23 protein-coding genes and 1 tRNA gene are annotated in these 23,307 nt (G+C 38.1%); 7 read left to right on the top strand and 17 right to left on the bottom strand.

What is annotated here, in order from left to right; translation table 11 throughout:
* Positions 1-84 precede the first annotated feature (84 nt).
* The 5 genes from EHV07_RS15555 (at position 85) to EHV07_RS15535 (ending at position 5,094) form a co-directional block, all read left to right on the top strand.
* On the top strand, positions 85-1,296 hold the full coding sequence (locus tag EHV07_RS15555; protein WP_147198915.1) for a site-specific integrase: 1,212 nt from the start codon (positions 85-87) through the stop codon (positions 1,294-1,296).
* Positions 1,289-2,581: a site-specific integrase gene (locus EHV07_RS15550; protein ID WP_147198914.1), complete on the top strand. Its 1,293-nt coding sequence runs from the start codon at positions 1,289-1,291 to the stop codon at positions 2,579-2,581. Before EHV07_RS15555 ends, EHV07_RS15550 begins: the two co-directional genes overlap by 8 nt.
* Positions 2,578-4,188, top strand: a complete 1,611-nt coding sequence (locus EHV07_RS15545) for a hypothetical protein (protein WP_147198913.1) — start codon at positions 2,578-2,580, stop codon at positions 4,186-4,188. The genes EHV07_RS15550 and EHV07_RS15545 overlap by 4 nt, the downstream gene beginning before the upstream one ends.
* A gap of 9 nt (positions 4,189-4,197) precedes the next feature.
* A complete protein-coding gene (locus EHV07_RS15540; protein ID WP_147198912.1) occupies positions 4,198-4,578 on the top strand; it encodes a hypothetical protein in 381 nt (126 codons plus the stop codon).
* A gap of 96 nt (positions 4,579-4,674) precedes the next feature.
* On the top strand, positions 4,675-5,094 hold the full coding sequence (locus EHV07_RS15535; RefSeq protein WP_147198911.1) for a hypothetical protein: 420 nt from the start codon (positions 4,675-4,677) through the stop codon (positions 5,092-5,094).
* Positions 5,095-5,152: 58 nt separating this feature from the next.
* Here EHV07_RS15535 and EHV07_RS15530 read toward each other — a convergent pair whose 3' ends face one another.
* Both EHV07_RS15530 and EHV07_RS15525 read right to left on the bottom strand, forming a co-directional pair.
* Positions 5,153-5,968: a hypothetical protein gene (locus tag EHV07_RS15530; protein ID WP_147198910.1), complete on the bottom strand. Its 816-nt coding sequence runs from the start codon at positions 5,966-5,968 to the stop codon at positions 5,153-5,155.
* Positions 5,969-6,037: 69 nt separating this feature from the next.
* The gene (locus EHV07_RS15525) at positions 6,038-6,520 is read right to left on the bottom strand and encodes a type VI secretion system tube protein Hcp (RefSeq protein WP_147198909.1); all 483 of its coding nucleotides are present in this window, start codon (positions 6,518-6,520) and stop codon (positions 6,038-6,040) included.
* A gap of 82 nt (positions 6,521-6,602) precedes the next feature.
* Between EHV07_RS15525 and EHV07_RS15520 the strand changes: the two genes are divergently transcribed.
* The gene (locus EHV07_RS15520; RefSeq protein WP_147198908.1) at positions 6,603-7,394 is read left to right on the top strand and encodes a DUF4225 domain-containing protein; all 792 of its coding nucleotides are present in this window, start codon (positions 6,603-6,605) and stop codon (positions 7,392-7,394) included.
* On the opposite strand, the gene EHV07_RS15515 is transcribed toward EHV07_RS15520, so the two are convergent.
* The 8 genes from EHV07_RS15515 to EHV07_RS15480 all read right to left on the bottom strand — a co-directional run bounded on the left by EHV07_RS15515 (position 7,382) and on the right by EHV07_RS15480 (position 14,894).
* On the bottom strand, positions 7,382-7,708 hold the full coding sequence (locus tag EHV07_RS15515) for a hypothetical protein (protein ID WP_147198907.1): 327 nt from the start codon (positions 7,706-7,708) through the stop codon (positions 7,382-7,384). The genes EHV07_RS15520 and EHV07_RS15515 overlap by 13 nt on opposite strands.
* 276 nt (positions 7,709-7,984) lie before the next feature.
* Positions 7,985-8,899 carry a hypothetical protein gene (locus EHV07_RS15510; protein ID WP_147198906.1) on the bottom strand — a complete coding sequence of 305 codons (915 nt, stop codon included), beginning with the start codon at positions 8,897-8,899 and terminating at the stop codon, positions 7,985-7,987.
* Between the two features lie 153 nt (positions 8,900-9,052).
* Positions 9,053-10,339 carry an antiviral reverse transcriptase Drt2 gene (drt2, locus tag EHV07_RS15505; RefSeq protein WP_147198905.1) on the bottom strand — a complete coding sequence of 429 codons (1,287 nt, stop codon included), beginning with the start codon at positions 10,337-10,339 and terminating at the stop codon, positions 9,053-9,055.
* A 543-nt stretch (positions 10,340-10,882) separates the two neighbouring features.
* A complete protein-coding gene (locus tag EHV07_RS15500; RefSeq protein ID WP_147198904.1) occupies positions 10,883-11,263 on the bottom strand; it encodes an outer membrane protein assembly factor BamE in 381 nt (126 codons plus the stop codon).
* 3 nt (positions 11,264-11,266) lie between these two features.
* Positions 11,267-11,851 (bottom strand): DUF4755 domain-containing protein, encoded by a 585-nt coding sequence (locus EHV07_RS24690; protein WP_147198903.1) that lies wholly within the window; start codon positions 11,849-11,851, stop codon positions 11,267-11,269.
* A gap of 243 nt (positions 11,852-12,094) precedes the next feature.
* A complete protein-coding gene (locus tag EHV07_RS15490) occupies positions 12,095-13,327 on the bottom strand; it encodes a relaxase/mobilization nuclease domain-containing protein (RefSeq protein WP_254446256.1) in 1,233 nt (410 codons plus the stop codon).
* Positions 13,305-13,691: a hypothetical protein gene (locus tag EHV07_RS15485; RefSeq protein WP_147198902.1), complete on the bottom strand. Its 387-nt coding sequence runs from the start codon at positions 13,689-13,691 to the stop codon at positions 13,305-13,307. Before EHV07_RS15485 ends, EHV07_RS15490 begins: the two co-directional genes overlap by 23 nt.
* 375 nt (positions 13,692-14,066) lie before the next feature.
* Complete coding sequence (locus EHV07_RS15480) at positions 14,067-14,894, bottom strand: hypothetical protein (protein WP_147198901.1); 828 nt, start codon at positions 14,892-14,894, stop codon at positions 14,067-14,069.
* A gap of 170 nt (positions 14,895-15,064) precedes the next feature.
* Here EHV07_RS15480 and EHV07_RS15475 point away from each other — a divergent pair, with 170 nt between their 5' ends.
* Entirely contained in the window at positions 15,065-16,636 is a 1,572-nt protein-coding gene (locus EHV07_RS15475) for an SIR2 family protein (protein ID WP_147198900.1), read from the top strand.
* A 62-nt stretch (positions 16,637-16,698) separates the two neighbouring features.
* On the opposite strand, the gene EHV07_RS15470 is transcribed toward EHV07_RS15475, so the two are convergent.
* The 7 genes from EHV07_RS15470 to EHV07_RS15440 all read right to left on the bottom strand — a co-directional run bounded on the left by EHV07_RS15470 (position 16,699) and on the right by EHV07_RS15440 (position 23,276).
* On the bottom strand, positions 16,699-16,995 hold the full coding sequence (locus tag EHV07_RS15470; RefSeq protein ID WP_147198899.1) for a DUF3223 domain-containing protein: 297 nt from the start codon (positions 16,993-16,995) through the stop codon (positions 16,699-16,701).
* 644 nt (positions 16,996-17,639) lie between these two features.
* Positions 17,640-17,768 carry a hypothetical protein gene (locus tag EHV07_RS25070; protein WP_004170291.1) on the bottom strand — a complete coding sequence of 43 codons (129 nt, stop codon included), beginning with the start codon at positions 17,766-17,768 and terminating at the stop codon, positions 17,640-17,642.
* Positions 17,769-18,343: 575 nt separating this feature from the next.
* The gene (locus EHV07_RS15460) at positions 18,344-19,510 is read right to left on the bottom strand and encodes a restriction endonuclease (RefSeq protein ID WP_147198897.1); all 1,167 of its coding nucleotides are present in this window, start codon (positions 19,508-19,510) and stop codon (positions 18,344-18,346) included.
* 104 nt (positions 19,511-19,614) lie between these two features.
* The gene (locus EHV07_RS15455; RefSeq protein WP_147198896.1) at positions 19,615-20,880 is read right to left on the bottom strand and encodes an integrase domain-containing protein; all 1,266 of its coding nucleotides are present in this window, start codon (positions 20,878-20,880) and stop codon (positions 19,615-19,617) included.
* A 217-nt stretch (positions 20,881-21,097) separates the two neighbouring features.
* A tRNA-Pro gene (locus EHV07_RS15450) sits at positions 21,098-21,174 on the bottom strand.
* A gap of 98 nt (positions 21,175-21,272) precedes the next feature.
* Entirely contained in the window at positions 21,273-23,027 is a 1,755-nt protein-coding gene (gene yejM / locus EHV07_RS15445) for an LPS biosynthesis-modulating metalloenzyme YejM (RefSeq protein WP_147198895.1), read from the bottom strand.
* Between the two features lie 21 nt (positions 23,028-23,048).
* Entirely contained in the window at positions 23,049-23,276 is a 228-nt protein-coding gene (locus EHV07_RS15440; protein WP_147198894.1) for a YejL family protein, read from the bottom strand.
* Positions 23,277-23,307: the final 31 nt, after the last annotated feature.

Genomic DNA, 23,307 nt, shown 5'->3' with positions numbered 1-23,307 from the left:
TTTAATAATAAAAAAATTTGCAAAGTTAAAAATAATAAAATATAGATTCCCGGAGTTAATTAAAACGTAAACCGGGAGGTTGAAATGAATAAGTATGTAATTAAAAGTTTTATAATGAATGACGGTACGAGATCATGCCAAATAATACACAGTAGTTTAAAGCCTGTAGTTTATCCTAATTTGTATCTGGTAAGTGAAATAGTAAATGACAAATACACCGCTTCTACAAGACTAGCAGTAGCAAAAGTCATAATAATGCTATTAGATTTTTTTGAAAAAAAGAATATCGATCTTGAAAAGGTAATCAACGACAAGTGTTTTCTGGCAAGAGAAGACATAAAAGACATTATTACTTATATGTCTAAAAGAAAAGCTAAAGGTAATATATACGAGTTTAATCACAGAGAGGTAGGTTCAGGGACTAAATGCTATAGAGTAAAAATAGCATTTAAATATATCAAATGGTTATGTGAGTATTTAATAGGAAGCGAAGCTCACAATGACAGTCAGGCAAGACTATTTCTAAAAATGTTGAATGGATATACACCCAGAAAGAAGATCGCAGATACCTATTATATGGACGATGGAAAAGCAATTGACATTACTCAGAAAAAAGTTTTATTCAGATATGTTGGCGCTAACTCTTCAAGCAATATTTATAGTGAAAACGTCAGGAAAAGAAATGAGCTTATTATCATTTTGCTTTATTCACTCGGTATGAGAAAAGGTGAGTTGCTGAATTTAAGAATTAGCGATATTAATTTTGATAAAAGCACCATTTCAATTATGAGAAGACATGGGGATATATTTGATACTAGGGTTAATCAGCCCGTAGTTAAAACATTGAGTAGAAAAATGAAGGTGAGTGAATGGGTCATTGGAAAAGTTATTGAGTACATACAAACAGAGAGAAGAAATTATATTGGCAAGAAACCGCATGATTTTTTAATTATAAGTCACAAGGGTGGAAAACAAGCGGGATTGCCTATGTCCGTTAGTTCGTATGAAAAAACCATTCAAAAAATCAGAGAGCATGACCCTATCTTGAAAGAATTTTCAGGTCATTCGCTTAGACACACCTGGAACTATGAGTTTTCAGTGAAAATCGAAAAATTAAACTTCTCGTTGAATGGTCTCAGTACAGAGTTAATTAGATCTTATGCAATGGGCTGGACCCCTTATTCACAAATGTCGAATGTTTATAATGCTACATACGTTCGAGAACAAGCCAACAGAATTTTATCGTTAGTTCAAGATAGAATTCAAAATGAATTAAAGGAGCTTGTAAATGAATAAGTTAAAAGAAAAATTGGAACTGTCTAAAGACGATAATAAAAATAACGAAGCGATTACAGAACAAATCAGTTATTTGAGCAATTATCTTAAGAGGGACGTGACAAGCTTGCTTGAAAAAGTGCATTTTGATTTGCAGGCAGGAATGATTGAAACTTTGATTTTTTATGCGGAAAATTATTCTTTGGTATACCTAAAAAGTATTTTTCAAAGCTTACTCTATGTTTTTAAGTTTTTTTCTCCAAAAGAAATTAACAAAGAATTTGCATGGGATTTAAAAGCAAATCTTAACATTAAAAACTATAGGTATACAGTAAATACGAAAATTTTCATGATCAAATGGTTCGATCTTGGATTAGATGGTGTAAATGATGAAGCATATACCTTCTTCAAGGAAATGAAATCAAAAGGGAAACCACCAGGTCAAGTAGTTGGATCTATGGATCCTGAAAGAGGGCCATTTACAGATAAGGAGATAAGGCAAATATCTCTTATTTCCAGAAAAGCACGGAGGGAAAAAAGTTTAGATAACGAATGTTATCTAATAATTCAGTTGCTATTAACTACTGGAAGAAGAATATCACAAATACTTAACCTCAGAATGAAAGATATATTTAAAGAAGGTGGAGTGAGAATTCTAAGTATACAGAGGGCGAAACAAAGACCAGGTTCAAGAGAGTTGTACAGAACAGTCAAAGTATCAAAAAAACTTTGTAATCAACTTAATAGTCATGTAAGAGATAATCTTGACTTCTTAAAGAAGCATGGATTCAAGGATATTCCTTTAAGTGAACTTAGAAAGGCCCCGTTGTTTTTAAATAAAAAGTTACTAATGAATAGTTCTTTAAAAGGCTCGATCAATCAGTTGACAATTGGGCGGTCAAACTTGATTTATAAACTAAATAAATTTGCAAGTGTTCATAATGTAATTTCAGAAAGAACAAATAAAATTATTAAATTGAACCCTCACAGATTTAGATATACATTGGGTACTAAAATGGCCAGGAATAGGGCTAGTGTTCAAGAAATAGCAGTTGCTTTAGACCACACCTCAACAGCATGTGCAGCAATATATATTAAAAATGAGCCTGGGAATGCTGAAGTGATTGATAAAGCAGTTACTCCTTATCTTAAGGATATAGCGGAAGTCTTTATGGGGATTAGGCCTTTTAGTGGCGACGTTTTAATGAATGCTCTAAAGCCTGATTCTCTTAAAAATATCGAAAGTGAGAAGGTTTCTAGCCCTTGCCATGGCTGTAAAAGGTTTAATCCATGGAGGGTAGAATGAAAAATAATTTTTATGTCGTTGATAAAAATCGCAACCCATTAGAAAGGTTGGATAATTACATTACTGACGCCAAGAAAATATTTGAGCGTTTCAAATTCCCATTCCATTGGGAAGAAAACAAATGGAATGGATTCTGTACTTTTAAATCGTTAAAAGATGAAGATTCAAAGCCCAATAAATTGAAATATATGAATGAAAAATTTTGTGACTTTAGTAAAGCAATTATTATTCACAAGCACATTTTAAATCCCTCCAAGAGCTATACAGCTTTGATAGCTGCTCTACGGCTTTTAGAATTCTCCCTAAATAAGAAATGCAATTGTGCAGACGTTTGCTTGATTAACGAGAATGTGTTCGATTATGCTTATCAAAGAGCAAAGAAGTTATATAAAAGGAATACTGCATTTCAGATATCAGTTAATCTGCAAAAGATTTCTGAAATTATCTTTCAAAAGGGATTTCTAAATAAACACTACTTTTGCTGGAAGAATAAAACCAGACAACCTTCACCTGAACTGTATGAAAGTTTTGAGTGTCTGATAAGTCCCGAAGGGAAATTGTCTGGTTTGAAATCAATAGAGGCTTTAGCTGCAATCTTTGCAAAAGACGATTGCCTTTTAAGTGAGCAAGATTTATTTACAAGTTCAGTGTTTGCTTTACTCATGTGTGCACCTTCACGCATAACAGAGATACTGTCATTGCCTTTTGATTGTGAACTCTGTTCAGAGGATCACAATGGGGTAATGAGATATGGGCTTCGGTTATTCTCACTAAAAGGATATGGAGCAAATATAAAATGGATCCCGACCATTATGGTTCCTATAGCTAAGAAAGCTATATCGCGTTTAAAAAAACTATCTGAGAATGCACGTAAGCTGGCAAAAGAGTTAGAATATAATAACTTCGAAAATAAAAGCTCTGCCATTAAATATGGACTGGCGAAAGGATTTAAACCTGAGCAATTTAATGCGTTATGCTTGCAGCACAAGTATTGTTTTAGTTCTAAGAAAAAAACAGACTATTTTTCTCTTAGAGTTGCGAATGCAGTTGAGTTTAATAATGACATTTCATGTTATAACAAAAATAATATATTTGCTAGGCACAAATACTCTGATTCAGAAAATAAAAGTTTATTTTTTAATTCTCACCAGGCTCGTCATTTATTAAACACAATTGCATATTTAGGTGGAATGACAGATTTTGAGATAGCTCGCTGGTCTGGAAGGAAAAATGTTTCTCAAAATAATAGTTATAACCATGTTTCACAAGAACATGCTATGGATTTCATGGAGAATATACCAGAGGGGCTTTCTGAGAATGACACTCTATCAGACTTAAAAAATAATAAAGAGGAGCGTGTGAAAGAACCGGAACTAGATTTTGATCAGTGTCACGGGGCTTTTATGATTATGGACAATGGTTATTGTGAGCATGATTATGCAATGGCTCCATGTGGAAAGTATCCGGGATTTGATAAAAATAATAAATTTTTGAAAGAAAAATTTGAATATTTAATAAAAACATCAGATAAAGATAGTAGTTCTGGTGTCTACGGTGCGGATAAGTGGGCGAATGAGGAATTAATATTTAAAACTTGTAAATTATAGGTGGCTTACATGGCAAGAAGACTTACAAACAATGATAAAAGAAAGATAATTGAGTCTATAAATTCGTGGTCATTACCAGATAAAATAACCTGGGAAGGATTGTGCGATAGTGTAACCAAGAAGATTGGCAGACGTCCAACTCGACAAGCACTATATATGCATAAAGACATCGTAGGTGCATTTGAAGTTAAGAAAGATGTTATCAAATCAAAGTTAAAGTGCCAGGTGCGTCCAGGAAATCTCCAGGTTGCTGCTGAGCGGATTGAACGGCTTGAAAAGAAACTCGAAGACAGTGCTAAAACTATAGATGCTCAAAGAGAATATATAAATAAGCTACTGTTTTTTTGTGGCAAACACAATATACGTGAGAGCGATGTAATACAAAGCTGATATTAAACTAATCTTGATAGATTTCACCTATTGACTAGTTAAAGTTTTATGTTACTTTTTAATCGTCAGGATGACGATTATTGCAAGGATGCAACTATGAAAAATTATAATACTCTTACAAAAGAAGAGAAATTGCTTCTTCTTTTACAACTATATGTTGAAAAATTAAAACAGTCTGGCTTTGATCACAGTAGAATTGTGCGTTACATGTGGCTCTTCTGCGTAGGCTATTATATCAAATACTATCTTCCCGATCAGATGAACAGCACAATTGATCGCTTTACTATAATCTCTATGCTTTCAAATGCACTTAAATGTAGCTCAAAACGTATCATTGATACCTTAGGGTTTGAGCATGAGCTAACATACTTCTTTAGATATCTCATTCACTATGCGATTGATAATGAACAGGAGGCAGAGGGGATCTATCAGGCAGAAAGGGTTAAGTACGAGAAATCGGTCCTATTGAGTCAAGTATCACCTAACAAGAAAAAACGGAAAGGCAAAAGGCTTTGACTTTCCATATTTGATTAATGCTAGGATTGCACCAATCAATTAAGAATACAATTAGGTGTTATTTTCTCTTTCTTTTTTTGGAGTTTCTTTTTCTAAGCTTGGAGCTGGCTATTGCTTTTTCCTCTCTGCTTTTTTTGTTCCAAATATCTACTCCCTTAGCAAGATCTTCATACATATTATTATTGGGTTTTAGAGATTTAAGAATTTCAAGAATGATAGGAGACACGCCTAATGTTTTAGTTTTAATTACATAAGAAATATACTTTGAAGAAAAATACAGTGATAAAGAATAAGTTAATACTGTGATTTGCAACCAGATAGATTGTTCCATATTGAATCTACCCATTGAAATGTCATTTGTAATCGCAATGATGTAAAAAGAAAATGCACCCATGAAAATATTGATCAAAGCTGCAATTTTAATTGGGTATTTAACTCTACCAATTTTAAATTTGAATAATTTTAGAAAGTTGTAATGCGCACCTATCATAAAGCTTAAGCCAGCCATAGCAATGTCTACACTTGAATTAGTGAAAGTATTCTTCGAATCCCAGAATATAAAAAAAGTAATTACTGACATAATGAAAAGAGTTACAACTTCAAGTCTGCAACTCTTATATAATTTACGCATGTATGGCGTATTATAGTTTAGTGTAGACGTAACAAAGTCAAAACCATAAATGATAAACGTAATCCAGGAGGCAGAAAGTAAATTGTATTTAAACATGCCTGCTGTAAGATTAAATGAATTTTTGACTATTTCATTAATGTCTGTGCTGGAATAAGTTAGCATTATTAGTGGGCTGCTATCAGGGAATGCATGCCAGCACCAAAAAGTGGATATAAAAATAACAATCAAAATTATATATTTCATATGCGAACTTAACTTCTCATTATATAGGGCGTAAAAATTTTCTATTTTCAAAGGGATTAAAGATAATAACTAAATTTCTTGACTGGTCTTAATATTCCAACCTGACTGACTTTCTGCGCCTTTGCCGCCAGTAGAGGACTGCTCCCAATACTGGGTTTTGACTTTTGAAGCCTGAAACTGGTAGGACAATCCGATAAGGTCACGATTTGTCGTACCATGGAATGTTACGTTTGTGATTAATACGTCTTCCAGAGTTATACGGCAATACTCTATCTGGCTGCCGCCTGCTTTACAGACTGATAGCTCTATTTTGCCGATATGCTTGCCGTTTGAGACGTATCGCATGATAGCGGGTGTTGCTTTGTCGATTTGGGTCTGTACTGTTAGATCGCGAAACTGGACCTTACCAGCGCCGCCGCCGCCCCCAACTGACATATTACCAGGTTGTGTTGCACCCCATGTGAAAGAGTCTACGTTGATCCAGCCTTTGTGGTTGCTGTCCTGAGATTCACCTGTAATGCCGTCGATTTTTAAGAAGAGATCAGTACTCATGATTGGCCCTTTTTCTTTCACTCAGCAAACTTATCTGATTAAATAAACTTATAGATATACATAATGACATAAAGGGTCAGTCATGGACTACTGGAAACCGAACAGATTCGCAGATTACTTCCTGACAATGGCAAATGCAGAGGCAAATCAGCTTCTTGCTCATGCTAATCACCTGTCTCTTATCTATCTTAAAGACGGGCTTAATCGCTTGCAGTTTCAGGACGATGTTAAAGCTTTTGTGAATGCTCAACTTAACATAATACGGTCAGGATCTTCAGATGAGCAGTGCCAGAACTGCATACAGAATCTGAAAAAGGAAAATGAATATCTAACGATTCAGGACAGAATGCTTCGTGCTGGTACAGCTGCTGTACATGCGTCAGTTGAGCTCGTTAAGAAGGGAGATATCTGGGGCTATGTGATAAATGGAGTAGGTGTAGTTCTAAGTGGCCTGCAGGTTATAGCCGGAGTATCGGTCGTTGGCGCTTCCCTTGCTACCGGAACAATCATTGGAACAGCTTTTGGCGGAATGCTAGTGCTCCATGGGTTAAACGGTGTTCAGGAATCAGTTGAGAATCTGATTTATGGCAAAAGCGATAGCGAAGGGTTGTTGAAGCAGGGCTATGTAGCTACAGCGGAATTTTTGGGCTTCGATCAAAAGGTTGGACAGATAGCCTATAGCTCAACGGATCTGGCGTTATCGGTGTATGGCATTGTTCGCCTGGTTCAGAAACCGGAGGCATGGAGGCTTTTCTACTTCCTCAATACTGATTACGTTCGCGGTATAAAGGAAATGAGTAGAAAAGAGCTGTTTATTGAAGTCTATAACGACGGTATGGCGATCAAATCTATCAGTGATAATTATAATGAATGACCATGCTTTCTCATGAATCTGAATGCTTTAAATGCAGGTTTCAATGGAACGAAAACATACATGATTCCGAAACCTATTAAAAACGTAATTGAGTAAGAGACAAGGTTTTCATGAGTGCCATGACTCAATGTGAAGATAAAGCCTGCGAAAAGTATGAGCAGCAGGATAATGGAAACAACAAATCTCTTTGAAAGTTGAGATAACAACCAAGGGTAGGGGTAGGCGTCTTTCTCAGCATGTTGACGAATCACGGAAATTTCTTTAGGTGTGAACCCTTCCTGTCGTAAAAGTTGTTCGATTTGTAGTTTATTCATATCCATTATCCGTGAAGCATGAGAACATTTCAGGATTGTAACCGATAAGATGTGCTTAACACAAACTTAAAGACCCCACAAGTTTCAACCGAGGTCTTAGTCATTAAGTGTATTAGCACAGACTTCGTCTAACAGTTTTCATTAGCAGCACACAATCTGATCTGACAGTCTGCTTTGAGCGATTTTCGGAAATTACTAATAATTCGATTTTTTAATTCTTGGGTTTAGGTTAATGCGTGATAAGATAATGAGTACACTATTTGGTGTCCTATTATATTAAAATAATTGGTGGTAGATTACATTTCCGAGTATAACTGCTAAAAAACAATATGTTAAAATTTTCACAATCTTTAGTGTTGTTTCTAATATGTAATGTAGTCGAGAGGTTTCTTTGCTTTCTTTTGATGTTTTTTCCTTAACCTCTACCCCCCATTGAGAAATTTCAATCTGAGAGACGTCAGTTGTTCTGCGTGTTTTCCAAGAGATAATTGTGTTTGTTAATAAAAATGTAGAACCAAATATAATAAGTGGGGATAAATAAAACCAAAATGGAAAATCTTTCGAAAGTGTAATTGTAATGATAACGAAAATCACAATCCAAAGAAAAAGAAAAATAGCATAAAGGAAATTATTTAACCCAGCGATTGAGTAACGACTTTTGTTTTTATCAAGCAGGCTTGAGTATAATCTGCCGGAAAATAAAGGTTCTAATAGGCTTACATGATACTCCCAGTTTTTCTGCCAATATTCTCCACTTTTAAGTATGAAAGAGGAAGTTATAGTAATAATAACACCGAAAAAAGACACGCCAGCTAAGGACGCCAGTAAAAAATTTCTAGTTTCACTAAGAGCTCTATCTTTTGAAGGGTCTGCATCATGGACACGATAATAAGCTGCCGCTAAAATTGCACATGCTGTAATTAATGCAGCCACTAATGTCCAAATATAGGTGGTGCGTTTCCAGTAAAGTTCTATTTCAAATTTCCTAATGTCATGGGCCTTATCATATGACTCTTTAAGCTTCTCTAAATCTCCGTTAGTGAGATATAATTTATCGCTACAACCAAGTAGCTTTTTAAAATATAAATTAGCAGAAGGTTTTTTAAAATAATCTTGAGCAGAACTATCTTCGTAGGGATCACTTGAATTTTTATTTTTACTGGCATTATGGGAAGTAAATTCTTCATTCATAATAGTATTTTCCTTTTTAAGTCTGAGTTAAAACCAGAGATTTTCTTGGTTACTTAACAAATCTGCTTTAACAATTGTAATTACTCTAGCGTTGCCTATATTCCACAACTTAATTGGAAGTGTGTTCTGCAAACCATATATGGGTAACACACATTACTTTTGGATCTCTTTTTGCAATCTCTCCCACAAAGGTTTCAACTGCTTTCTTATTGAGTTAGAATTCATAATGCGTGAAGCACGATATCCATAAGTTAAAAAGTTTCGCTTTCCTACATGAGCATAACGTGCATAAACCTTTTCCTTAAAAAGTTCTTTGTCTGGTAGTCCTTTATTTTTTCTTATTTTATTCTTTCGCTTCATAGTTGCTTTTGCCAGCTTAACTCCACGCTTCATTCTGTCAGAATAGCGTGAAAGAGATGAGGATCTAAGAAAAATATTATCTCCATCGAAAATAAAACCTAGATATTGAAGTGGTTTATCAGATGTAATTTTTGTTGGAGTTGCTTTAAATTCTCTAATTTCTGTTTTCTTGACATTTAGAGAAACTTTAAGTTTAATCAAGCGTTTTTCTGCCTCACCAGCTACATTGTTTTTTTCATGCGTAGGTACAATAAAAAGCATGTCATCGCAATAGCGAAAATATTCCCCACCTAATGAAGACGCGTATTGATCCATCTCAATGTCGAAGTTCAACATATAGATGTTTGAAAGAAGGGCACTTATCGGAGAACCTTGCGGAATACCAAAATTAGCTTTATTAGGTACTATAAGGCTTGATTTCCTAACTTTATTCCTGAATTCTGCAAATGAGCAAATTTGCTTCCTTGTCTTTTTTGCGTGTTTTGCATTATTTTTAGGAATAGCCATAAGTTCATAAACTTTTTCTTTATCTACTTTAGAGTATTTTGTAATAGCTTTGAAAACAGCATAATGATCTCGGGGTAAAATGTCAGTAGTCAGCAATCTACACCAAGCATCTTTTAATATAGAATGGTCCAGAGTGTCAAAAAATTTAGATAAGTCTAAAGCAACCGCACTGCAATTACCTCTCCGTTTTATTTCCTGAAAGGCTGCATTAGCAAACTCAATATTACTTTTACCTAACGCTCTGAACGCTAGTATATTTTTGGATATATTGTGAGTGTGTAACTGTTCCTCATACAGGTAGTCGAGGATTTCAGAATAATAAGAATAGATATGACTATCGATGTGAGAGGAATACGCTATGGGCCTTTCTTTTATCGTTTTTTCTATTGCGTTTTTTCCCTTGTCTTTATGGATTTTAAAAGTAGTCGAAGTAAATGTTATAAACGGAAGGAACGAATGAGTGGCAACCGAATTAGGATTAGTAACTATATCTAAGGCATGCTCTACAGAAATTGGCTTATCAAAGTGCAAATAACCACGTTTTCTAAACCAAGGATGCTCACGAGATTCCATATTGTTAGTTCTCAGGGATTGTGAAACCGGGGCAACTTTGAACTGCGGTCGTCCAAAAAACATTGCCCCGGCTTAACAAAGTGGTCTTTATCCAACCTTCTCATACATACTGATTCGCAAGTAACCAGAGATGCATTTCACCGCAAATGTTAGAAACACTGTATAATGTAATCAGCTTAATGGAGACCGTTATGAGCATCGTCCACCTGTTGTTCAGTCTCTGGTCGGCGTGTTGCGAAGCTCGCTGGCCCGGACTGGACAAACTGTACACCTCCCCCAAGTCTGCACTTAGGGCAAATGATTTATAACACTTTTTAATGATTTATTGCAAGAGGAAAAAATCTTCTCTTATCTGAAAGTTAACAACTTTTTTAAACTGCTGGGAATTACAAAACTTATCGCAGATTATCTGCTTCCTGTTAATCAATACTAATTACTGTAAACTATTACCTCTTTTGGCACAGAGCTGCCTGTCAGATGAGGTTTAGGTCTGTACAATAGCTGTTTCCGCTCAAATCTGAAATAATTCAAATAAGAGCCTTTTTACAATCCGTTATGAACTGAATCGTTACTCTCACTGAAAGACCAGTTTTCGACTTTGTCTCCTTGGAACGTAACTGTTAGTGCCTTACTTTTCATGTCGGTTCCGTTCGTAAAAATTCCAACGATTGGAATATACGACGTTGCTGACATATTTGAATTCATGACTGAATAAAACCACATATCCTCGTTAGTATCAACGGTGGTTTTACGAGTAGGTTCACCGAACTGCTTTTGAATATCTTGCTTCGTGGTTCGACCTTTGAAGATCTTTGACGCAATACTTTGCTGCGTCTCATTTTTAATTGATTGATTCCCTGCTGTTGACGCACAACCTGATAAAACGATAATAGTTAATAAAGCTCCTGCAACCTTAGCTTTCATTATTTATTCCTTGTTAATAACCTGAGAAAGAACTCTCAACCAGCGTTTAATTTGCATTTCCATATCTTTATAACCGGTGTCCTGGTGAAACTTCCCTTTTTGCGGATAGAACTTGATCTGCCATTCGGGAAACATGACGTCCTTAACTTCAATGAAAAGACCTGAGTTGTTGAGATTTTGCTGTCTGATAGCGCCGGTTCCAAATCCCCCGTCATAGCCACCAGATTCCAAATTGTATCGCCAACCGATTACAGAGCTAAACGGATACGTTTTTTCGTTCTTACCATTCTTGAGCGTAATAGTCTGCTGCTTCTCATTTAGCAGTAGCTTTGAGTCGTTGAATTCATGGCTCCAGGAGCCGTCATTGCCTTCGTTGAAGTTATCGAAAGTTGAGACGTTATCTTTCTTATGCTTATAGCTAATACCAGCTGTCACAAGTAAGAAAAAAGCGGGGATACACCAAAGAATAAGCATTCCCATGGCGTCAGTTGGTTTTGCCTTGAGGACGATTAATACGGCCACGCCGATTGTAAACCAGACTCTGATTGAACGGAAGTAAGAGGGTTTTCTCATACTCATGCTGCTCATGTTGAATTCCTTTTAAAACCAATAGTTGAAGGTAGTCATGTCGGTAACTAGCTGATTGGTCACTGCTTTTACTGGGCATTTTTGAGCAAGCTCAAAACTTAAGCAAATCACTTGTACCGATCGATAGATCTTATTTGATAGTTATAAGCTATCATAATGCTATTAATTGATCTGTAAAAACGATCAATTGTTTTATGTTTTGAAGCGCTTAGACAGGAAAGATGATGTTCTTCAGAAGGTTGTCTAATTAGGCGTGTATAAGCTTTTTGAAAATTCTTCAGGCGTTTCGTTTGAAGTTTTGACGTCAGGCTCGGCTGATTTAACCGTGCTGATAACGGAAAATGAGGATTTTCTGTGGAGAAACGTTTTACCTGTCTCTTTGAGCAATTTTGCAAAGACTTGAAGGTAAGGAATGCTCAGTAGCCACTTTATGACTGCTGTCATGAGGTAGCTATTGTTGTTGGCTTGTCCCGGTGCTGTAAGCACAATGCTGGCAGGCGTATGTGCTTCGCAGGTTTCCGCTGTCTCAACTCTATGTTCCTGCTGGGGAGGTCGTGCAATAATTTCTGACTCTAACGTAGCCGGTAGTGACGGCGTAGTATCCCGGGTCGGAGCTTCTGTTACTGAATCACCCGTCTCATTACTTCTCATAGCCGGGGCTTCCAATGAAAAGAGCAGGGGGTTGTCGCGTTCAGGTGCGTAGCTGAGCTTCTCTTGTAAAGTCGCCCATGAGTAGGCTTTACCTAACTGAGAGGCTTTAAAAGCGATTCCAGCGTAGTCAAATGCGAAACCATTCATACGACCTGTAGATGATATATTTGGTAAGGGCGTTATACCGTTCTTATGGAGTGCTTCAACGAAGCTAGGAATGTCATTGTGAGTACGGAGGAGTGTATCAATTGTGTCCTGCAGGAATGTCTTCGGAGACGGGACCTGCTCGCGCTTCTCTTTCTGTTCCTCACCTCGTGATAGCCTCTTACGCCTACTGGAGGCGGTAGGGCACTGTAAAGGGGAAGGACCTATGGTTCTGGTCAGGTCATGTGCTGACTCGAGTTCCTGAATTACTCGCGTGCTGATTAGGTTTTCATTCCTTCCCAGGTAGAGCTTCCCTCCTACCAGGTCGACTCTACTGGCAATGATATGAATATGTTGACCTGCCTCGTCGTCATGTATGACATAGCAGCGCAGGTGCGTCTCACTGAACCCCATGCGATTCATATAGTCGTCAGCAAATGAAACCCACTGCTTCGCTGTGAGGGATTCACCTTGTGGCAGGCGGAGTGAGTTGTGCCACACCGGTTTTGCAACGTCTGTCCGAAGTGAAGCAGAAGCGTTGAACTCAGCAATCAGTTCAGGTGCTGAAGCGCCCAGCATGTTCCCCCCTATGATCACCGGGTCAGTTTTATGGTGAGTTCCAGGCTTTAATGCGTATATGACAACCCCAGCAAAACTCTTACCGCGCTTGATCTTCTGCATACCCTTCATGAGAGGGGATACTCCAAAGATCGGTTGTAATGAGACGTGAGCGAAGATCACTAATTTGACGTTTCACAGCGAAGAGTTCTGTTTTTGTCAGAGGGCTACATGATTGTTTCGCGTTGAGGTGATTAACAATTGCGTTTAGGCTGCGGTTTATTTCGCCAAACGTTTTCCATGCTGCTTTGTTGATCTCAGGAACGATAACAGGTTGGTTTTTCATGAAGCACATTCGAAGCCATTCGCCTTTGGCGTATTGTTTACGCTCATGATCCAAAGTATTTAGCTCTGAGTTATTCAGTCTAACACTAACGCAATGAATACGTAGGTTCTCTGCAAGGGGAGGTTGATAGGTGGTATCCATAGAAGCTCCTTTTCTATTATATAAAGATAAGCATATTCCTTATGCCTAATATATTTATAATCGATAGGTAGATTATGTCAACGATGTCGGGTTTGACTTTCCCCTTTTACAATCGAAGAGCAGAAAAAGCAAGGCTACTCAGCTTCGCTGAGTTAGCTCTTGCTCCTGAAGAGATGGATGTTGACATATTGAACAGAAATGATATTGATAAAATATAGAAGGAGGATCCAATGAAAATTTTTATATTTATAATGGTAATTGGTATTATTAACTTTTATGGTTTTATATGCCACCCGGAGATGAAACAGGCGCTCGTGCTAATGGATTTAATGTCATTTGCTATGGCATTAGCAATTATTTATGTAAGTGGAATGTCTAATGAAAGTGATGAGTAAATAAGCTGTAAGCAAACGGGGATGCCAAAAGTAGTAACGATAGTGAGAATAGTGAAATTAGAAATTTCTTTTTAAAAGGTTTTTTTCTTACCGACGAAATTGGTTTATTGTTATCTCCATTTTTTTCCCGTGAAGATGATTCGCTTTCTTTTTGACCATGCTTTTCAAATTTCATTACAGAAACCTCTTCATGTTCCAGCTTATTCCCATCTGATTTATGGTACTTATAATTAAATTGGAACCTTTCATGCTTTCCATCATTATCTTCCTTAGAGGGGATGTTTTCATTTTTGCTATGTTCATTTTTATGCATGATGAGTTCCTTTTCTGAGTTTTCTTTTACCCACTCAATTACAAACTCAAATAACGTAATTAAAGTTTTAGCTATAGTACAGTCAAGAATAACTATCTTTGCAAAGAATAGATTGCTTTCATTGACTACTGCTTTTAAATTATTTAGTTTTTGATATTCTGTATTATTAAACAGAAAAAGATAAAGTGCATAACTGACTGAAAAAAAGAGGATGAAATCGTTTAGTGATTTAATCGATTTGCCTCTATATATAAACCATGCTGCAATCATTAAGCTACTAGAAAAGATTGGAAAAAGGCTCAATAGTTCTGGGATGTTTTCAAGGGCTTTAAATAAATTAACTAAATAACTATTTTTTAAAATAAGTTGACCAAAAAACCAAGTGCATGCAACAATTAAGAGGACAAAAACTAAATCCAATACATATAATGCCTTAGAGTTTATTAGTTTTTTTTCTACATTTTCATTTGAGATATTGTTTTTTGTTTTGTTCATCTAGCTTCCTGCCTTTGTGTATCTTCATAGATTAGACAAAATACATAAATTTTTTTTATCTTATTAACTTCAAGGAGAAAGTAAAGCTTTATTTTTATTTTGTTTGTTATTGCATATAAAACAGTGTGTTGTGATAGCTTGATCACCATGAAATCCATGTTTGGAGTGTTATGATGGCTAACGATGAGTTAAAAGAAATTTTAGTTAATATTTTTGGACAACGCAGTGCAGGGCCTTTTCTTTTTGTAGGTTCTGGATTTTCAAGGAGATACATAGGGTTGCCTGATTGGGCCGAATTGCTATCAGTTTTTTGCAGTGCAAAAAAACCATTTGAGTATTATCTTTCAAGCGGAGATGGCACATACCCTACAGCTGCACGGCTTATAGCAGAAGATTTCAATAATGAATGGTGGACCGACGATTTATATTCCTCTAGCCGTGAGAAATTTAGTAAGAGAGTTACTGATAAAACTTCTGCAATGCGTTTTGAAATCTGTGACATATTGACCAAAGCTGTTCAAAAACCTTTGAGCGATAGCCTATATATTCAAGAAATAAATTTATTATCAAATCTTAACGTAGACGGGCTTATCACTACTAATTGGGACTGTTTACTTGAGCAGCTATTCCCTGACTATAAGATTTATACTGGGCAGAATGAATTGCTTTTCTCAAATCCGCAATCAATTGCCGAGATATATAAAATCCATGGAAGCGCTCACAAACCTAAGTCTCTGGTTTTAACTGACTATGATTATGTGGATTTTAATTTAAAAAATCCTTATCTTGCAGCGAAGCTAATAACAATTTTTGTTGAGCATCCTGTTGTTTTTCTAGGTTACTCACTTTCTGATAAAAATATTAGTGATTTACTTAGTGCGATTTCTGTATGTATTGGCAGCGACAATCTACATCAACTTCGAAATAATTTGATATTTGTTCAGCGAGAAGAAGGTATCGAAGAACCAACAGTCTCTGAAACTTATACTGCGATTGATGGCGTACAGATTCCTATTACGTTAATCCGAACTGATGATTTTTTACCAATTTATGAGGCCATAGACGAAAATAAAAGAAAAATACCAGCAAGAATACTAAGGTATTGTAAGGAAGAGCTTTATAATTTAGTTCAATCTAACGAGCCTGAGAAAAAGATCTATGTAGTAGATATTGATGAGGTCGAAAAACATGAAGATGTTGAATTTGTTGTTGGTGTGGGAGTAGCAGCCGCAAAGAAAAAAGAAGACGAAGTAGGCATGATCGGGTACACACAAATACGAAATTTGGACTTATTTGAAGACTTGCTAAAAGGTAATAAAAAATATCATGCCAATAGTATTTTAGATAGTGTAATTCCTAATGCTGGAAAGCATTCGCCTAACATACCTGTTTTCAAATATTTAAAGGAAGTAGATATTGAAAGTTTCGACGACTACAAAAGGTCTTCTCTTAATCTAGATAAGTGGGTTCTCCGCCAAGATAAAAGCTACCAGTGTTCTACTTATTTACGTTCTTACGTAAGAAAATTTAAAGGTAAGGATACTGAATATATAATTGAACACTGTACTCCTGAGTCAGCTGCGATCTATATTCCATTCCTTTGGGATAAAATTGATCTTGATGTTACTCGAGATTTTCTTATTGCAAATATTGATAAAATTAACCCTGATAATTCAAGTTATGCAACTTACTTTAAAAAATTGGCTTGTTTGTATGATAAACTAAAATACGGCTGGGTGTGAAGAGTTTCTATACAAATTATTAGCCCCTGTATTTTTAATGTCAGGGGTTAGTATTGAGTATCTCATTTATTAGGCTTCAAGCATTTAATAGCATGTATGAATGAGATATCTTCTAAGTCGTTTTCCTTTTTTAAATAAAAGCATGTTGTGCCATGTGAAGCTTTTCCTGTGAAAATTTCCTCAAATCCACCTCGACTCTTTTCTTCCCACTCACTATGATTTTTAAATAAACTTAATAAAAAATCATAATCTTCTCCTTTTACAGCATTTCCGATTGTGCCTTTATTGAGGATGCGCTGAGCCTCTTTCTTAATTAATTCCTTTGTAAGAAAGCTCTTTCCTGCCACGGTGTATTTCATTTCTTGTCCTCTTGAAATTGCTGAAAGTGACCGCAATGCGGTCACTAATTATTAAGCATACTGGGTTAGCTTCCAAGTAACCGACTTACCATTATAGGGTGGGAATCGATTATTTTTTGCAATCGGCGCAGTCGTTGAAGGAGTCCCAACAACAGTCCATACTCCACTTTCAGGACATGTTCCGCCAGTAGTGCCAGTGGTTCCGAGTGGTACTTTTGACATATATCAATCTCCAGAGGTCTTGTTTTAATCGTTAACACGATTTTTTCTAACGCAGATTGACATTACCATGTTTAAAAGTGCTGTTAACTCAGTTTGAGTTAATCAATTAAAAAATTGATAGCTGGAGCGATTAAGCTTCCATAATTTGAGTTAAGTAGAAATTGCAATTTACTCTGCTTTTTATCGAAAGCTAAAATTTTTTTTGTTTAAATCTTAACTGATAGTCAGCTATAATGCTCTTTTGTCCAATTGCACTGTTTTGTCGTTTTTATATTTATTTTTTTATTCTTGCGAAATATATTGCTGAGAGTAGATTGTAATAGAGAAAAATGTGGAAATACACTTGATAATTTACTGCTGGCTGAGCGTGCGCTATTAAAAAAAAGCCCCGAAGGGATTTTATGCGTTTAAGTTTACAATAATCATTTTTTTGAAGATTTACTAGGCTTCAGATCTGGAGTATTTCCAGGCGTGTTTTTGTTATCACGCTGGCGCTGATCAGGTTTGCCAGTTGATTCAGCAATGCGTTTTGGTCCTGGTTTAAGTGACATGATTGGTATCCTATATGTTCGAGAGGGAAATCTCTCAAGAATAGATATATACTTACTTGCAGGTGTTATCAAGTCTAATGACGGAATTATTTCTCTATAATAAAAGAATTATTATTAATAATTTACTGCTTTTTTATGAGAGGATTTATGGAATGGATTATTGGTGGGGTCATTTTATTTGCAATTATAGGCGCGATTCTGAAACCACGAAGATGTGATGTCTGTGGAATATTGTTTAAAAGAAACTACTACACCTGGACAATTGAAGGTCGTAAACAACATTTATGTCCTAATTGCAACAATAAAATGAGCCGAAGAGTCAGTAATAAAAGATTTACCGACAGATTCGGGTAATTAGATTATTGTAGATACTCTGTGCGGGTCTTTATTTGTTATTTGCTAAAGGTCAGGGTGGTGTAGTATCAGGATTGTATGTTCAAGATTACTTGATAACCACCCTCAATTAGTGTTCCAATTATGCACTTAGGCATTAAAAATTGTGCTAATTCTTTAAATGCCTTGTTTAGCATCAATTCTATTAGTTTCATGAAAACTATAGTTATTCGATTTTTCGATTATTCGAAGTCTTCAATTATTTTTTGGTTATAATCTTCCAAATATTTCTGTAATTCATTTCTGTCAATCAAACGTACTTTTGCTGATTCAGCAAGTTCTTTAGCCGAATTGGTGAAATATGAATTTGTAATAACCATTGCTTCGTCACATGAGTAAAATGCCTTAGCGGAGATAGCTTGTTGTACTGCTGAATTACCAACTGAGCCAGAATAGTTTTTTGCCTGAATAACAATATTTTTATCGAAACGAGTGACAAATAGATCTGCACCTTGATCTTGAGTTCTCTTGGTTTCTTTAACATCGTATCCAAGAGTTTGGAATATCTTGACTAAAAAGTCTTCAAATTCAAAACCATTCATTGAATCAACTGAGTACATATTAACATATTTATCGGGATTGAAATGTTCGAGGCGTATAGCCAATCTTTCTACCAGTATGTCAAAATATATAGTTTCACAGATTGATATATACTTTCTAACATTATCAATTGAGATCAATGGTTTTCCGGGAGTATTTTGTGCGTTCTCATCGAATTCTAATGCAGAGAAGGCTATGTTATTGCTCCAGACAAAGTATAGAAACAATGATAGATCAGATCTAAATGTCGTTCCTGCTTCTTCAATCCATGATTTTAAAGATTCTGTTAATGTAGGTTTGATATGTCTTTTGATCTCTTTCGCAAACCCGTTATATACAGCGTTAAATGATGTAGTAAGTAAAAGCTTGTCCAAAAGCATTGGCAGCTCTTCCAATTCATTAAACCCCTTTCGAACAAGTACTTCACGAAATAATACAAAATCAGAATAAGTGCTTTTGTCTTCCGATAAATCACTTTCTGATCGCTTATCATGTGAGAACTTTGTTGTGTAAATGAAATTAGTGAAATAAGGATCCTTAAACGTTGCATATTTATCTAAAACATTTTGCAAGAGACTATTGAGTTGGGACTGCTCTTTCTTTTTCCCGAACAAGTCTTTTATAATTCCTTTTGACTGATACTGAAATTCTGGATAAAAAGAGGGATTAAGAGGGATCATTTGTTCTGAGGTAATAGGGGTGGGCGTTTTTGTGCCCCATGAATTCGTTACAGTTGGTACTCCGCCAGAACACCAGGGACAAATAATTTCGAAAGATGTCTTGCTGCATGAGTAACACTGATAAATCATTAGGCTATTTCCTTTTAAAATTATTAGGCTTAGTCATGATCTTTGGATCATAAAGATGAGTTGCTATTCTTGTAGTTGAGTACAATGTTAAATGCAAATAATTATCATACTTTTAAATCATGGTAATGATTTACTGAATCATTTTCCAATCCTGATGAAAAGCTGTAGTTGCCACTTGCTGAAAGTTCAACATGCCTTCCCCACCACGCCATCATATCTCTTCGTTGCTCCAGATATTGAGAACGGTTGTAAGCTCTCCTGACCTCATTAGTATCAATGTGTGCCAATGCTGCTTCAATTACGTCAGGCTGAAACCCTTTCTCATTGAGAACAGTTGAGGCTATGGATCTCATACCATGCGCAACAAGGATGTCTTTGAAGCCCATGCGTTTCAGCGCCATGTTTGCCGTCTGACTGTTCATTGGTTCCAGTGGATTACGGTAGCCTGGAAAAACGTGTGGTCTGTGTTTACTGATAGGCTTCATGACTTCTAATACGGCAAGTGCCTGCTCAGACAATGGAACAATGTGCATACGTTTCATTTTCATGCGCCCGGCAGGAATGCGCCATTCCTTTGTCTCAAAATTGATCTCGTCCCACCGGGTCATTGCTGCCTCAGCTGGTCTTGTCATGGTTAGCAACTGCCATTCGATAAGGCAACGCGTTTGTCTGCCAATACTCGCAAATGCAAGAGCCTTCATAAGCAGGGGGAGTTGTTCAGGCGCAAGGGCAGGGCGGTGCTTAACGGTTGGTTTGTGAAAAGTTCTGCTGATTCTCGCAGCAGGATTGAAAGTGACTAATCCAGCGTTGAGAGCGTAATCCATGACTTCGTTGATACGTTGCGTAAGTCGTTTGACCGTTTCCAGTCTCCCGGCTGAGTGAGTTGGTTCAAGCGCCCCAATGAATTGCTGAGCAGTGATTTTTGAAATAGGTAATGAGCCAATGTGCGGGAAAACGTATTTACCAAGGGAGCGCCAGATATCGTTTAGCGTGTGCTGGGTTAGTCCGGCAGCTTCTTTAGTCTTAAACCATAATGCAGCAACCTTTTCGAATGTGTTTTCTGTTGCTTCTCTTTGTTGAAGTCTTTGCGCCTTCCTGTGCTCCTGAGGATCAATGTCCTGCTGCAGAAGTTTTCGGAAGTCTGTACGGAACTGGCGAGCTTCTAAAAGAGAGATTTCTGGGTAGGAACCGAAGCTGAGGATAGTGCGTTTGCTTGTAAAAGGTCTGTAGTAACGGAAGCGCCAGAGTTTTGAACCGGCTGGATTGATCTGAATTTCTAGTCCGTCTCCGTCATAGAGGACGATGGCACGTTCTGAACACTTAGCGTTTTTGATCTCAGTATTTGTCAGGGGTTTGGTCTGCCTTGCCACTTTAGCTCTCCACAAGAGTCCTTAGAGTGTTAGGCATATTGGTCGGCGCGTCACTGTATGACTAAGCCTAGAGATATGCCCAAATCAGTGGATTTCAATGTAAGAGTATGGACGTCACTAGACAATAGAAAAGTACAGCGGATCATGTTAACCCACTGTACTTTCAGGACTTATAGTCTTGTCTGGACTTTGCCAGACAAAACGTTGGGGATATGGATGGTCGGCACGAGAGGATTTGAACCTCCGACCCCTGACACCCCATGACAGTGCGCTACCAGGCTGCGCTACGTGCCGACACGTCAGCTAATACTACGCAATTTCGCTTTGAATGCAAGCGGCTAACGTCTTGACTGCTAACAATTTAACCAACTTGCCGTTGAACTTGTCGGCGATCAATTAGCGATGAATCTTTTCTCTTCCGTCAGCACCTGAAGCAGCAGGGCCAGCTGAGGTTTATGATCTTTCAGCTTATGCCCGGCGCTATCCCAGGCGGTATAGCTGCCGTTGTTATCCAGCGCCAGCGTTACCGTAGGCGTAGTGATCACTAACTGACGGTCGTTAATGCTGGAAACCCAGTTGCGGTTGCGCTGAGGGGTAAAGAGATCGTCACCCTGCGAATAGTCCGCTACCGATGTTCTTACATTCAGCAGGCGCTGCATCAGGGTAGCCATGATGTCCTGATGATCCGTAAGACGAGTAATCTGCTGCGCCGGTGTCCCTGGCCAGTGAACAACTAACGGAACCTGTAAATTGGCCCGATCGCCCATGCTGCTATTGCCGTCCAGCGCCACGCCATGCTGGGCGGTAATCACTACAACGGTGTTTTCCAGCAGGCCTTTCTCTTGCAGCGTCGCCAGCACGTTTTGTACCTGCGTATCCACATCAGCCGCCGTGCGGGTATAGCGTCGGGTAATCTCTTTCGCCGTAGCGCCGGCCTTATCCTTATCCATGCCGGAAAGAGAAAGGTAGGAGAACCACGGTGCGCTATTATTTTTCTGACCTTCCAGCCAACGCTGCCACTGCTCAACCGTTTGTGAATTCGACTGATTTTGCGAAGCAGGCAGGGAAAAATCACTCAGCAGCGCCTGGCGATAAAGAGGGGAAGCAAAGCCATCGGCAGCGAACAGGCCAAACTGATACCCCTGTTTTGCCAGCGCATCAATAAGCACTGAAGGGGTGCGTGAAGCCAGAATGCTGTCCATATAGCTGGGAGAAATGCCGTAAAACAGCCCGAACAAACCGGTGTCCGCGTGGCTTCCGGCGCTGAAATGCTGGGTAAAGTTAACGTTGGCATCCGCAAATTGCGCCAGATGGGGCAGCGATTTATCCAGCGTGTCTTCGTTCAAACCATCAACGGTCACCATCAACAAATTGTGATGGCCGGGCTCACGGAAGGTAATGTCGTTAAGCGGATAAGCAACCGACACGGCTTCCGGATTCCCCTGCTGCACCAGTTTGCGCTGATACTCCTGCGCATCCAGCAGCCCATAACGCTCAAGAAAGCGCCTTGCGGTCATTGGGTAAGAGAGCGGCAGGTTAGAGCGCTGCATGGTAATCGGGCGATAAAAGTTAGCATCGGCCCAGATATACATAATATGGCTGGCGGAAAAGGCCAGGATAAACAGCACGGCCAATGGTTTACCGAAGCTGCGCCGGTTCAGACTGCGCAGCTTCTGCCAGCTCCAGGTGGCGAACAGCATTTCCACCAGGAAAATAGCCGGCACGCTGATAAACATCAGCTGCCAGTCGCGTGCCATTTCGCTTTGATCGGGGTTAACCACCAGCTCCCAAACCACAGGATTTAGATGCAGATGAAAGCGATCGAAGACCGCGCTGTCAACCAACAGCAGCGTTAGCCCGGTGGTAGCAATAATGGCGGAAAGAAAACGAAGCAGCCGCTGCGACATCACCACAAAAGTCAGTGGGAAGACGATCAGCAGATAAGCAGCGAAAACGATGAAGCTGAAATGGCCTATCCAACTGGTAAACGCGTAAATACGTCCGGCCAGCGAGGCCGGCCAGTCGGAGACAAACAGGTAGCGACTACCCAGAATAAAGGCAAAGATAATATTAAACAGGGCGAACCAATGCCCCCAGCCAATCATCTGGGAGACTTTTTCACGGTAGCGCTGCTGGTTGTTTACCATAACAGAATCAGAGTTATCACATTAATGGGCTTTATCTTCATGCACGGAGGCTTGCAGCGCTTCGGCAAACGAGCGTGCCAGCGTGCGGCGCTGTGCCGGAGATACGCTGGTGTTGATCAAATTGGTCACCATATTTCCCAGTACCATCAGGGAAAGATCGGTAGGGGCCTTGTCTTTTTCAAGAACGTTGACCATTTCGGCGAGGAGTTTCTCCACGCGGTCGTCACTGTAACGGGATGATTGTGGCATAGCGTCGAACTTATTGAGTATTAAAGGGCGG

The organism is Pantoea sp. CCBC3-3-1, assembly GCF_007981265.1.
Lineage (GTDB): Bacteria > Pseudomonadota > Gammaproteobacteria > Enterobacterales > Enterobacteriaceae > Erwinia.
The sequence above is the reverse complement of the archived record's forward strand: the minus strand, read 5'-3'. Positions and strand labels throughout refer to the sequence as shown.

Excerpts from the sequence above, each read along its gene's own strand:
- EHV07_RS15555 (WP_147198915.1), top strand. The coding sequence starts at position 85 with ATGAATAAGTATGTAATTAAAAGTTTTATAATGAATGACGGTACGAGA.
- EHV07_RS15550 (WP_147198914.1), top strand. The coding sequence starts at position 1,289 with ATGAATAAGTTAAAAGAAAAATTGGAACTGTCTAAAGACGATAATAAA.
- EHV07_RS15545 (WP_147198913.1), top strand. The coding sequence starts at position 2,578 with ATGAAAAATAATTTTTATGTCGTTGATAAAAATCGCAACCCATTAGAA.
- EHV07_RS15540 (WP_147198912.1), top strand. The coding sequence starts at position 4,198 with ATGGCAAGAAGACTTACAAACAATGATAAAAGAAAGATAATTGAGTCT.
- EHV07_RS15535 (WP_147198911.1), top strand. The coding sequence starts at position 4,675 with ATGAAAAATTATAATACTCTTACAAAAGAAGAGAAATTGCTTCTTCTT.
- EHV07_RS15530 (WP_147198910.1), bottom strand. The coding sequence starts at position 5,968 with ATGAAATATATAATTTTGATTGTTATTTTTATATCCACTTTTTGGTGC.
- EHV07_RS15525 (WP_147198909.1), bottom strand. The coding sequence starts at position 6,520 with ATGAGTACTGATCTCTTCTTAAAAATCGACGGCATTACAGGTGAATCT.
- EHV07_RS15520 (WP_147198908.1), top strand. The coding sequence starts at position 6,603 with ATGGACTACTGGAAACCGAACAGATTCGCAGATTACTTCCTGACAATG.
- EHV07_RS15515 (WP_147198907.1), bottom strand. The coding sequence starts at position 7,708 with ATGAATAAACTACAAATCGAACAACTTTTACGACAGGAAGGGTTCACA.
- EHV07_RS15510 (WP_147198906.1), bottom strand. The coding sequence starts at position 8,899 with ATGAATGAAGAATTTACTTCCCATAATGCCAGTAAAAATAAAAATTCA.
- drt2 (WP_147198905.1), bottom strand. The coding sequence starts at position 10,339 with ATGGAATCTCGTGAGCATCCTTGGTTTAGAAAACGTGGTTATTTGCAC.
- EHV07_RS15500 (WP_147198904.1), bottom strand. The coding sequence starts at position 11,263 with ATGAAAGCTAAGGTTGCAGGAGCTTTATTAACTATTATCGTTTTATCA.
- EHV07_RS24690 (WP_147198903.1), bottom strand. The coding sequence starts at position 11,851 with ATGAGCAGCATGAGTATGAGAAAACCCTCTTACTTCCGTTCAATCAGA.
- EHV07_RS15490 (WP_254446256.1), bottom strand. The coding sequence starts at position 13,327 with ATGCAGAAGATCAAGCGCGGTAAGAGTTTTGCTGGGGTTGTCATATAC.
- EHV07_RS15485 (WP_147198902.1), bottom strand. The coding sequence starts at position 13,691 with ATGGATACCACCTATCAACCTCCCCTTGCAGAGAACCTACGTATTCAT.
- EHV07_RS15480 (WP_147198901.1), bottom strand. The coding sequence starts at position 14,894 with ATGAACAAAACAAAAAACAATATCTCAAATGAAAATGTAGAAAAAAAA.
- EHV07_RS15475 (WP_147198900.1), top strand. The coding sequence starts at position 15,065 with ATGATGGCTAACGATGAGTTAAAAGAAATTTTAGTTAATATTTTTGGA.
- EHV07_RS15470 (WP_147198899.1), bottom strand. The coding sequence starts at position 16,995 with ATGAAATACACCGTGGCAGGAAAGAGCTTTCTTACAAAGGAATTAATT.
- EHV07_RS25070 (WP_004170291.1), bottom strand. The coding sequence starts at position 17,768 with ATGTCACTTAAACCAGGACCAAAACGCATTGCTGAATCAACTGGCAAA.
- EHV07_RS15460 (WP_147198897.1), bottom strand. The coding sequence starts at position 19,510 with ATGATTTATCAGTGTTACTCATGCAGCAAGACATCTTTCGAAATTATT.
- yejM (WP_147198895.1), bottom strand. The coding sequence starts at position 23,027 with ATGGTAAACAACCAGCAGCGCTACCGTGAAAAAGTCTCCCAGATGATT.
- EHV07_RS15440 (WP_147198894.1), bottom strand. The coding sequence starts at position 23,276 with ATGCCACAATCATCCCGTTACAGTGACGACCGCGTGGAGAAACTCCTC.